This window comes from Curtobacterium flaccumfaciens (genome assembly GCF_013359815.1).
Classification (GTDB): Bacteria; Actinomycetota; Actinomycetes; order Actinomycetales; family Microbacteriaceae; genus Curtobacterium; species Curtobacterium flaccumfaciens.
Map to the genome: position 1 here is coordinate 66,758 of NZ_JABMCF010000038.1, position 10,014 is coordinate 76,771.

The 10,014-nt window shown below is 69.0% G+C and carries 9 protein-coding genes; 7 read left to right on the forward strand and 2 right to left on the reverse strand.

The genetic code is table 11. From position 1 onward, the window contains the following. Positions 1–276: 276 nt before the first annotated feature. On the forward strand, positions 277–1,203 hold the full coding sequence (locus HP445_RS11430; RefSeq protein ID WP_111235011.1) for a heme o synthase: 927 nt from the start codon (positions 277–279) through the stop codon (positions 1,201–1,203). 483 nt (positions 1,204–1,686) lie between these two features. Here the strand turns inward: HP445_RS11430 and HP445_RS11435 are convergent, their stop codons facing one another. Then, a complete protein-coding gene (locus HP445_RS11435) occupies positions 1,687–2,661 on the reverse strand; it encodes a COX15/CtaA family protein (protein ID WP_128779956.1) in 975 nt (324 codons plus the stop codon). 251 nt (positions 2,662–2,912) lie between these two features. Here HP445_RS11435 and sufB point away from each other — a divergent pair, with 251 nt between their 5' ends. Genes sufB through HP445_RS11460 form a run of 5 tightly spaced genes read left to right on the forward strand, consistent with a single transcriptional unit; the run spans position 2,913 to position 7,128 of the window. After that, positions 2,913–4,331 carry a Fe-S cluster assembly protein SufB gene (sufB, locus tag HP445_RS11440; RefSeq protein WP_071403757.1) on the forward strand — a complete coding sequence of 473 codons (1,419 nt, stop codon included), beginning with the start codon at positions 2,913–2,915 and terminating at the stop codon, positions 4,329–4,331. After that, positions 4,332–5,642: a Fe-S cluster assembly protein SufD gene (gene sufD / locus HP445_RS11445; protein ID WP_128779955.1), complete on the forward strand. Its 1,311-nt coding sequence runs from the start codon at positions 4,332–4,334 to the stop codon at positions 5,640–5,642. Further along, complete coding sequence (locus tag HP445_RS11450; RefSeq protein WP_372496365.1) at positions 5,642–5,968, forward strand: non-heme iron oxygenase ferredoxin subunit; 327 nt, start codon at positions 5,642–5,644, stop codon at positions 5,966–5,968. Before sufD ends, HP445_RS11450 begins: the two co-directional genes overlap by 1 nt. A gap of 57 nt (positions 5,969–6,025) precedes the next feature. Further along, a complete protein-coding gene (gene sufC / locus HP445_RS11455; protein ID WP_128779954.1) occupies positions 6,026–6,799 on the forward strand; it encodes a Fe-S cluster assembly ATPase SufC in 774 nt (257 codons plus the stop codon). Next, entirely contained in the window at positions 6,799–7,128 is a 330-nt protein-coding gene (locus HP445_RS11460) for a metal-sulfur cluster assembly factor (RefSeq protein ID WP_128779953.1), read from the forward strand. The genes sufC and HP445_RS11460 overlap by 1 nt, the downstream gene beginning before the upstream one ends. A 304-nt stretch (positions 7,129–7,432) precedes the next feature. Here the strand turns inward: HP445_RS11460 and HP445_RS11465 are convergent, their stop codons facing one another. Continuing rightward, positions 7,433–8,032, reverse strand: coding sequence for a biotin transporter BioY (locus HP445_RS11465; protein ID WP_128779952.1), 600 nt, complete (start codon positions 8,030–8,032; stop codon positions 7,433–7,435). 115 nt (positions 8,033–8,147) lie between these two features. Between HP445_RS11465 and HP445_RS11470 the strand changes: the two genes are divergently transcribed. Next, positions 8,148–9,746 carry an ABC-F family ATP-binding cassette domain-containing protein gene (locus HP445_RS11470; protein WP_128779951.1) on the forward strand — a complete coding sequence of 533 codons (1,599 nt, stop codon included), beginning with the start codon at positions 8,148–8,150 and terminating at the stop codon, positions 9,744–9,746. The last annotated feature ends 268 nt before the right edge of the window (positions 9,747–10,014 follow it).

Sequence of the window (10,014 nt, forward strand, 5' to 3'; positions counted from 1 at the left end):
GGGCGTGTCCAGCATAGTGACCCGGTACTCAGAAGGGGTTCAGGTGACCCCCGATGTTCACACCGGGGTGGCCGTCGACGGTCGATCCGGGCGTGTCGAGCGCGTCCGGATCACGCCGGGATGTCGGAGCGGGGCACCGTCGCGGCGCTTCCATCCCGTAAACTGATCGGGACCCGTGGACATTCCGGGTCAGCGCATGCCCGGACGCCGTCGCAGTCGTCCACCGAGTGTGCGAGCTGATGCGAACAGACTGAGGTTCTCTTGCCGACTGCCACCGTGACCCGGCCCGACACCGATCGACCCCGATCGCCGCTGTCCCGCAAGGTCCGTGCGTACGTCTCGTTGACGAAGCCGCGCGTGATGGAGCTGCTGCTCGTCACCACGGCGCCGACGATGTTCCTCGCCGAACGCGGCGTCCCCGACCTGTGGCTCGTCTTCTGGACGATGCTCGGCGGAGCGATGTCGGCCGGTTCGGCGTCGGCCTTCAACTGCTACATCGACCGCGACATCGACCGCCTGATGAAGCGGACCAGCACCCGCCCCCTCGTCACCGGCGAGCTGTCCGACCGCGAGGCCCTCGTGTTCTCGTGGGTGCTCGGCGTCCTGTCGACCGCGGTGCTCGGCTTCCTGGTGAACTGGCTCGCCGCCGCGCTGAGCGTCATCGCGATCCTCATCTACGTGTTCGTCTACACGCTGTGGCTCAAGCGCCGCACCCCGCAGAACATCGTGTGGGGCGGCTCGGCCGGCTGCATGCCCGTGCTCATCGGCTGGGCGGGCGTCACCGGGTCGCTGACCTGGACCCCGGTCATCCTGTTCATGGTGATCTTCCTGTGGACGCCGCCGCACTACTGGCCGCTGTCGATGAAGTACCGCGACGACTACGACGCGGCCGACGTGCCGATGCTCGCCGTGGTCCGTGGCCGCACCGTCGTCGGCCTGCAGGTCGTGCTCTACGCGTGGGCGACGCTCGTCTGCTCGCTCCTGCTCATCCCGGTCGGGCACATGGGGCCGCTCTACACGGTCGTCGCGCTGGCCGGCGGCATCTGGTTCGTCGTCGAGTCGCACCGCCTGTACTCGCGGGCCATCCAGCACGTCGAGCACGTGCAGCCGATGCGGGTCTTCCACAGCTCGATCACGTACCTGACGCTGCTCTTCATCGCCGTGGGTATCGACCCGCTGCTGCCGCAGGTCTTCACCTTCTAGGCGGTCGAGCGGGCGCCCGCGCGCGCTCGGTCCGCAGGACGCCGTCGTGTCCAGGTGACGCCGTCGTGTCCAGGTGACGCCGTCGTGTCCAGTTGACGCCGTCGTGTCCAGTTGACGCCGTCGTGTCCAGTTGACGCCGTCGTGTCGGCACGACGCCGCCACCCCGTCTCGCGCGTTCGGCGGCGTATCGGCAGGACACCGGCGTCCCGCGTCGGCCACGAGGCGGCCTGGAGGCGCGGTGCGGGCCCGCCACGGGCCTCCCGTCCGGCATGACCGCCGTCGGCCGCGGGGCGGACGCGAGCCGCTGCGGACCGCGCGTGGTGCGGATGTCGAGCGACGAAGTCGATGTCGTGGGACGTCCGCGGTGTCGTTCCGCGTCAGCAGCGTGGCGCCCAGCCGTCCACCACGAACGCGACACCCCACGAGTCGAACGACTCGTGGGGTGTCGGAGAACGGGTGTCGAGCGCGCGACGCGCCCGGGCGTCAGGCGTCGATGGGTTCCCGGACGGCGTCTCGGCCGGCTGAGGCCCGCGTCGACAGCACCACGGCGGTCACCGCTCCGACGAGCAGCCCGGCGAGCACCATGTGCGTGCCGACGAGCCCGACGGGCAGACCCGTTCGCGCCTGCGTGAGCCCGACAGCGATCTGCAGGAACTCGACGACGAGCAGCAGCAGCGGCCACTTGCTCGGGCGGCCCAGGCGGACGGCTCCGATGACGAGCACCAGGGTCAGGGCGAAGAGGACGTACGCGGGCCAGGCGTGCACGTGCTCCATGACCGCGGGGTCGAACCCGGTGCGGTGCAGGCGTCCACCGTCGACCGCGGCGTCGGCTCCGGCGTGCGGGCCGCTGCCGGTGGTCAGGATGCCGACGAGCACGGTCACGACGACGGCGGCGACGGTGCCGCGGACAACACCCGTGTACCAGCGCGGGACGAGCCGCTGGGCGGTGCGCGGGCCGTGCGTCGTGCGGTAGACCAGCGCAGCGGTCACCGAGGTGAGGGCGGCGGAGACGACGAAGTGCAGCCCGACCACGAAGGGGTTCAGGTTCGTCCAGACGCTCATGCCGCCGATGACGGCCTGCACCGGGATCGCGACGCCCTGAGCGAACGCCAGCCAGAAGAGTTCGGGGCGCGTGCGGAGCATCCGGACGACCGCGAGGAACATCGCGACGGCCACGATCACGAGCACGAAGGTGAGCAGACGGTTGCCGAACTCGATGATGCCGTGGATGCCCATCTCCGGCGTGGAGACGAGCGAATCCGCCGTGCACTTGGGCCAGGTGGGGCATCCGAGGCCCGAGGCGGTGAGGCGCACGAGGCCTCCGGTGCCGATCAGCACGACCTCGACCACGAAGGACGCCCAGGCCAGTGCGACCACGCGACGGTCGACCACGCGGGGGAGCGACCACCACCGTCCGGTCCGGAGATCCTGCTCGACGGGGGATCCGACGCGTGTCACGAGGGTGGTGCCTTCCTGTTGTTCCGTGCAGTGAACCTGTAGGATTCGAGGGTTCAGCAGCAGTCAAGTCTAGGCAGGCGCCGGCTCCGAATGGGCCGAGATCGCCGATCAACCCACGGACTGCGTGGAACCATTGTCGTTGCGAGGGAGCAGCACCGGGTCCGCATGTCAGCGGTCCGCGGTGGAATGGCGTCCAGACGCCACGGGTTCACACCTGTAACGCTGTCCCGCGAGAAGGAAACGAGGAGACCATGTCCGACGTGCTCATCGACCGTCCCGAGCTCGAAGGGCTCGGCCAATACGAGTTCGGCTGGTCCGACTCCGACTCGGCAGGGTCCTCCGCCCGTCGTGGGATCTCGGAAGAGGTCGTCACCGACATCTCGAACCTCAAGGACGAGCCCGAGTGGATGCTGAAGAACCGTCTCAAGGGGCTGTCGCTCTTCGGCCGCAAGCCGATGCCGACGTGGGGTGCCGACCTGACGGGCATCGACTTCGACAACATCAAGTACTTCGTGCGCTCCACGGAGAAGCAGGCACAGTCGTGGGAGGACCTCCCCGAGGACATCCGTGCGACCTACGAGAAGCTCGGCATCCCCGAGGCCGAGCGCCAGCGCCTCGTCGCCGGCGTCGCCGCGCAGTACGAGTCCGAGGTCGTCTACCACCAGATCCGCGAGGACCTGGAGCAGCAGGGCGTCATCTTCATGGACACCGACACGGCGCTCCGTGAGCACCCGGAGCTGTTCGAGGAGTACTTCGGCACCGTGATCCCGGCCGGCGACAACAAGTTCGCCGCGCTGAACACGGCCGTCTGGTCCGGTGGCTCGTTCGTCTACGTCCCGAAGGGCGTCCACGTCGAGATCCCGCTGCAGGCCTACTTCCGGATCAACACCGAGAACATGGGCCAGTTCGAGCGGACGCTGATCATCGCGGACGAGGACTCGTACGTCCACTACATCGAGGGCTGCACCGCCCCGATCTACAAGTCCGACTCGCTGCACTCGGCCGTTGTCGAGATCATCGTGAAGAAGAACGCCCGCGTTCGGTACACGACGATCCAGAACTGGTCGAACAACGTCTACAACCTCGTCACCAAGCGTGCGATCGCACACGAGGGCGCGACGATGGAGTGGATCGACGGCAACATCGGGTCCAAGGTCACGATGAAGTACCCGTCGATCTACCTCGCCGGCGAGCACGCCAAGGGCGAGACGCTCTCCGTCGCCTTCGCGGGCCCCGGTCAGCACCAGGACGCCGGCGCGAAGATGATCCACATGGCGCCGTACACGACGTCGTCGATCGTCTCGAAGTCGATCGCCCGTGGTGGCGGTCGTGCGGGTTACCGCGGTGAGGTCCGGGTCGACCCGGCCGCGCACCACGCCGCCAACACCGTGCGCTGCGACGCCCTGCTGGTCGACACGATCAGCCGGAGCGACACCTACCCGGCGATCGACATCCGTGTCGACGACGTGCAGCTGGGACACGAGGCCACGGTCTCGCGTGTCAGCGAGGAGCAGCTCTTCTACCTCATGTCCCGCGGCATGGCCGAGGACGAGGCGATGGCGATGATCGTCCGTGGCTTCATCGAGCCGATCGCCCGCGAGCTCCCGATGGAGTACGCACTCGAACTCAACAAGCTCATCGAGATGAGCATGGAAGGATCCGTCGGCTAGATGTCCAGCACCACCCCTCCCCACATCGACCAGCCGATCGAGCCCGCTGCCGCAGCGCAGGGCGGCACCCAGCACGGCGCCGGAGCCCACTCCGACGGCGGCTGGGACGCCCCCGACAAGAAGGTGCCGGTCCAGACCCGCTCCGAGCGGTTCCAGTCCGGCGACGTCGAGGCGTTCCCCAAGGTCACCGGCCGAGAGGTCAACTGGAAGTTCGCGCCGCTCACCAAGCTCCAGCCGCTGCTGGACGGCGCGCTCGACGGATCCGCCTACCCGTACCTCGCCCGACAGTCCGACGGTGCCGACGTCGAGTGGGGTCGCAGCGACGACCCCCGCGTCGGCTCCGCCGGCCTGCCCGAGGACCGCGCCTCGGCCGCAGCCTGGACCGCCCGTGACGCGGTCCTGGCGATCACGATCAAGGCCACCGAAGCGCACGAGTTCATCACCGTGACCCGTTCCGACTTCGGGTCGCAGCCCCGCGCTGCGCACACGGTCATCACGGCCGAGCCGAACTCCCAGGGCATCGTCGTGCTCGACAACCGCGGCAGCGCCCTGCTGAGCGAGAACATCGAGATCGTCGCGCAGCAGAACGCACGACTGACCGTCGTCAGCCTGCAGGACTGGAACGACGACGCCGTGCACGTCTCGACCCACTTCGCGGAGGTCGGCCGCGATGCCTTCCTCAAGCACGTCGTGGTCTCGCTCGGCGGCGACGTCATCCGCGTCAACCCCTCGACGCACCTCGGTGCGCAGGGTGCCGACACGGAGATGTACGGCGTGTACTTCGCCGACGCCGGCCAGTACATCGAGCAGCAGGTCTACGTGAACCACGACGCGCCCAACACGCGCGGTCGGGTCAACTACAAGGGCGCGCTGCAGGGCCAGGGCGCGCACACCGTCTGGATCGGCGACGTCCTGATCGGCCGCGCCGGTGACGGCACCGACTCGTACGAGCAGAACCGCAACCTCGTGCTGACGGACGGCACCCGCGCCGACAGCATCCCGAACCTCGAGATCGAGACGGGCAACATCGAGGGCGCCGGCCACGCGAGTGCGACCGGTCGCTTCGACGACGAGCAGCTGTTCTACCTGCAGTCGCGCGGAGTCCCGGAAGAAGAAGCGCGGCGCCTCGTCGTCCTCGGCTTCCTGGTCGAGGTCATCCAGAAGATCGGTGCACCCGAGCTCGAGGAACGCCTCATCGCCGCGGTCGAGCAGGAGCTGGCCGAGGGCCGTTCGGTCATCGCCGCACCGGCCGAGGCGGGCGACGCACAGGCCGCCGCAGGGCAGTCCGACGGCGCGGAGGCCACCGCCTGATGGCCGAGAAGGTCTGCGCCGAAGCCGACATCGCGGTGGACAGCCCGATGCGGGTGGTCGTCGGCGGCACGGCGGTCGCGATCGTGAAGGACTCGTCCGGCACGGTCCACGCCATCGGCGACACCTGCACGCACGGCGACATCTCGCTGGCCGAGGGCTTCGTCGAGGGTGACTCGCTGGAGTGCTGGGCCCACGGGTCCCGCTTCTCGCTGGCCACCGGCAAGCCGCAGAACTTCCCGGCCTACGAGCCCGTCCCGGTCTTCCGGGTCGAGGTCCGCGACGGCGACGTCTACGTCGACGTGCAGGACGTCGTCCCCGTCGACTGAGCACCCCCAACACTTCCCGCGGCTGACGCCGCACACAGCTGCAACCGAAGGAACGCAATGTCCACTCTGGAAATCCGTGACCTCAAGGTCTCGATCGACACCGATCAGGGCACCAAGGAGATCCTGAAGGGTGTCGACCTCACCATCAACGAGGGCGAGATCCACGCGATCATGGGGCCGAACGGCTCCGGCAAGTCCACCCTGGCGTACACCATCGCCGGTCACCCCCGGTACCACGTCGTCGGTGGCACCATCACCCTCGACGGTGAGGACGTCCTCGCGATGAGCGTCGACGAGCGTGCCCGTGCGGGCATGTTCCTGGCGATGCAGTACCCGGTCGAGATCCCCGGCGTCACGGTGTCGAACTTCCTCCGCACCGCCAAGACGGCGATCGACGGCGAGGCTCCGGCGCTCCGTGGCTGGATCAAGGAACTCCGCCAGTCGATGGCCGACCTGAAGATGGACTCGTCGTTCGCCGAGCGCAACGTCAACGAGGGCTTCTCCGGTGGCGAGAAGAAGCGCCACGAGATCATGCAGCTCGAGCTCCTCAAGCCGAAGTTCGCCGTCCTCGACGAGACCGACTCCGGCCTCGACGTCGACGCGCTGAAGATCGTCTCCGAGGGCGTCAACCGCGCCAAGGCCGCGACCGGCCTCGGTGTGCTGCTCATCACGCACTACACGCGCATCCTCCGCTACATCAAGCCGGACTTCGTGCACGTGTTCGTCGCCGGCAAGATCGCGGAGCAGGGCGGCCCCGAGCTCGCCGACCGTCTCGAGAACGAGGGCTACGACCGCTACGTGCAGATCGCCGCCGCCGAGGCGCAGGCCTGATGATCGCCGCACTCGCCCCGGACAAGTTCGACGAGGTCGTCGAGGGCCTGAAGGAGGTCCAGGACCCGGAGCTCGGCGTGAACATCGTCGACCTCGGCCTGATCTACGACCTCGCCTGGGACGACGAGGCCAACGCGCTCGTCATCAGCATGACGCTCACGAGCGCCGGTTGCCCCCTGACCGACGTCATCGAGGGTGACACCGCGAACGCCCTCGACGGCATCGTGGACGCCTTCCGGATCAACTGGGTCTGGATGCCGCCGTGGGGTCCGGAACGGATCACCGACGACGGACGCGAGATGATGCGCGCCCTCGGGTTCGCGATCTAGTCGCGACACACCACGGACGGGAGGCGCGGTGCCAGCTGGCACCGCGCCTCCCGTCCGTCTGTGCGCACGTCACGCGCGGGGTGCGCCGCTGAGTGGTCGCAACCCCCCGCTCACGTTCGCCGAGTGGTCACGTTCTGTCGGCTGACAGCGCTCCAGGCGACAGAACGCGACCACTCGGCGTCCGGGCGGCGGGGAGTCGTGACCGACCGACGCCCCAGCCCGGCTCCGCACGGACTCTTCATCCACGCACCGGATACAGAACGGCCCCGCACCGATCGGTGCGGGGCCGTTCTCGTGCGAAGCCTCAGCGACGACCGACGGCCTTCCACGCGAGCGGCAGGATGCCGGCGGCGATGAGGGCCTTGGCGATGCCACCGACGATGAACGGGTACAGGCCGGCGGCGAGCACCGACTGGACGTCGTTCGGGGCGCCGAGCTGGCCGAGCGCCACGGCCAGGTACGGCAGGCCGGTCACGAACGGGATCGCACTCGCGAGCAGCATCGCGACCGCGGCGCGACCGACGCGGCGGTCCCAGTTGCGACGGGCGAGCCAGCCGACGAGCCCGGCGGCGGGGATGAAGCCGATGACGTACCCGAAGCTCGGCAGGGCCAGGGCCTGCAGGCCGCCCTGCATGTCGGCGAAGAACGGGGCACCCGCGAGTCCGGCGACGGCGTAGACGAGCAGCGAGAGCATGCCGCGGCGTGCGCCGAGGGTCGCGCCGACGAGCACGACGGCCAGCGTCTGCCCGGTGATCGGGACCGGCCACATCGGGACCTCGAGCTGCGCCATCGCGGCGGTGAACAGGGCTCCGCCGGCGACGAGGGCGGCGTCGGTGGCCAGCCCGTGCGTGCGCAGACGGTCGGCGAGGACTGCGCGGGGAGCGAACCCGGTGGCGTTCGTCATGGATTCTCCTAGAATGGACTGCTGGTTCCGTTCGGAACCATCGGTCCCGTCAGCGTAGCGGTGCACCTCACGCACACACCGTTGTGCAAACCCACCAACTGATTGGACGTCCACTGTGCTTGCCGTGCACGAACTCGAGATCCGCGTCGGAGCTCGTCTCCTCATGGAAGACGTGTCCTTCCGTGTCGAGAAGGGCGACAAGATCGGACTCGTCGGCCGCAACGGCGCGGGGAAGACGACGATGACCAAGGCCCTCGCGGGCGAGACGCAGCCGAACGGCGGCACGATCGACCGCGGCGGGGAGATCGGCTACCTGCCGCAGGACCCCCGCTCCGGCGACCCGGAGGAGACCGCGCGCAAGCGCATCCTCGACGCCCGTGGGCTCGGGGAGCTCGTGGAGGGCATCCGCCTCGCGACCCTCGACATGGCGAGCGACGACACGGCCGTGGCCGAGAAGGCGATGCGGCGCTACAGCCGGCTCGATGACCAGTTCAACGCGCTCGGTGGCTACGCGGCCGAGGCCGAGGCGGCGTCGATCGCGTCGAACCTCAAGCTGCCGGACCGCATCCTCGACCAACAGCTCAAGACGCTCTCGGGTGGTCAGCGCCGTCGCATCGAGCTCGCCCGGATCCTGTTCTCGGACGCCGAGACGATGATCCTCGACGAGCCGACCAACCACCTCGACGCCGACTCCGTCGTGTGGCTCCGCGAGCACCTGAAGACCTACCCCGGTGGCGTCATCATCATCTCCCACGACGTGGAGCTCGTCGACGAGGTCGTGAACCGCGTCTTCTACCTGGACGCCAACCGCCAGACCATCGACATCTACAACATGGGCTGGAAGCTCTACCAGCGGCAGCGCGTCGCCGACGAGGAGCGCCGCCGCAAGGAGCGCGCGGGCGCCGAGAAGAAGGCCGCCACGCTCAAGGACCAGGCCGCCCGGTTCGGCGCGAAGGCGTCCAAGGCCGCGGCCGCGCACCAGATGGTCGCGCGTGCCGACAAGCTGCTCGCCGGCCTCGAGGACGAGCGTGTCGCCGACCGGGTCGCGAAGATCCGCTTCCCCACGCCGGCCCCGTGCGGCCGCACCCCGCTGATGGCCGAGGGGCTGTCGAAGTCGTACGGGTCGCTCGAGATCTTCGCGGGTGTCGACCTGGCGATCGACCGCGGTTCGCGCGTGGTCATCCTCGGCTTCAACGGTGCGGGCAAGACGACGCTGCTGCGCATCCTGGCGGGAGCCGACAAGCCCGACACGGGCGAGATCCAGCCCGGTCACGGTCTGCGCATCGGGTACTACGCGCAGGAGCACGAGAACATCGACATCAACCGCACCGTGATCGAGAACATGGTGTCGGCGTCGACGGACCTCAACGAGACCGAGGCCCGTCGGGTGCTCGGCTCGTTCCTGTTCACCGGTGACGACGGCTACAAGAAGGCCGGCGTCCTGTCCGGTGGTGAGAAGACGCGTCTGTCGCTCGCGATGATCGTGGTCTCCGGCGCGAACGTCCTGCTGCTCGACGAGCCGACGAACAACCTGGACCCGGCTTCGCGCGAGGAGATCCTCAACGCCCTCGCCGGCTTCGAGGGTGCGGTCGTCCTGGTGTCCCACGACGCCGGCGCGGTCGAGGCGCTCAACCCCGAGCGCGTGCTGCTGCTGCCGGACGGCACCGAGGACCACTGGAACAAGGACTACGCGGAGCTCATCGAGCTCGCCTAGCTGCCGCGCGTGTGGTCGGGCGTGGCCCGCCCGCACGGTGCCGCGTTCGTAATCCGGCGCGGCGTTGCGTGCTGGGTGCGCGCTTGTGGCGCTGCACGGTGCGCGGAAGCGCGCACGGGGTTGCGAGGTGCGCACGGTGCGGCCTGGAGGCGCGGTGCCGGTCGTGCGCCGCGCCTCCCGTCCGCACGGTGCCGCGTTCGCCATCCGGTGCGGTGTTGCGTGCTGGGTGCCTGCTTGTGGCGCTGCACGGTGCGCGGAAGCGCGCACG

Coding starts and splice junctions, on each gene's coding strand:
- HP445_RS11465 (WP_128779952.1), bottom strand. CDS start 8,032: ATGACGAACGCCACCGGGTTCGCTCCCCGCGCAGTCCTCGCCGACCGT.
- HP445_RS11450 (WP_372496365.1), top strand. CDS start 5,642: ATGGCCGAGAAGGTCTGCGCCGAAGCCGACATCGCGGTGGACAGCCCG.
- HP445_RS11460 (WP_128779953.1), top strand. CDS start 6,799: ATGATCGCCGCACTCGCCCCGGACAAGTTCGACGAGGTCGTCGAGGGC.
- sufB (WP_071403757.1), top strand. CDS start 2,913: ATGTCCGACGTGCTCATCGACCGTCCCGAGCTCGAAGGGCTCGGCCAA.
- sufC (WP_128779954.1), top strand. CDS start 6,026: ATGTCCACTCTGGAAATCCGTGACCTCAAGGTCTCGATCGACACCGAT.
- sufD (WP_128779955.1), top strand. CDS start 4,332: ATGTCCAGCACCACCCCTCCCCACATCGACCAGCCGATCGAGCCCGCT.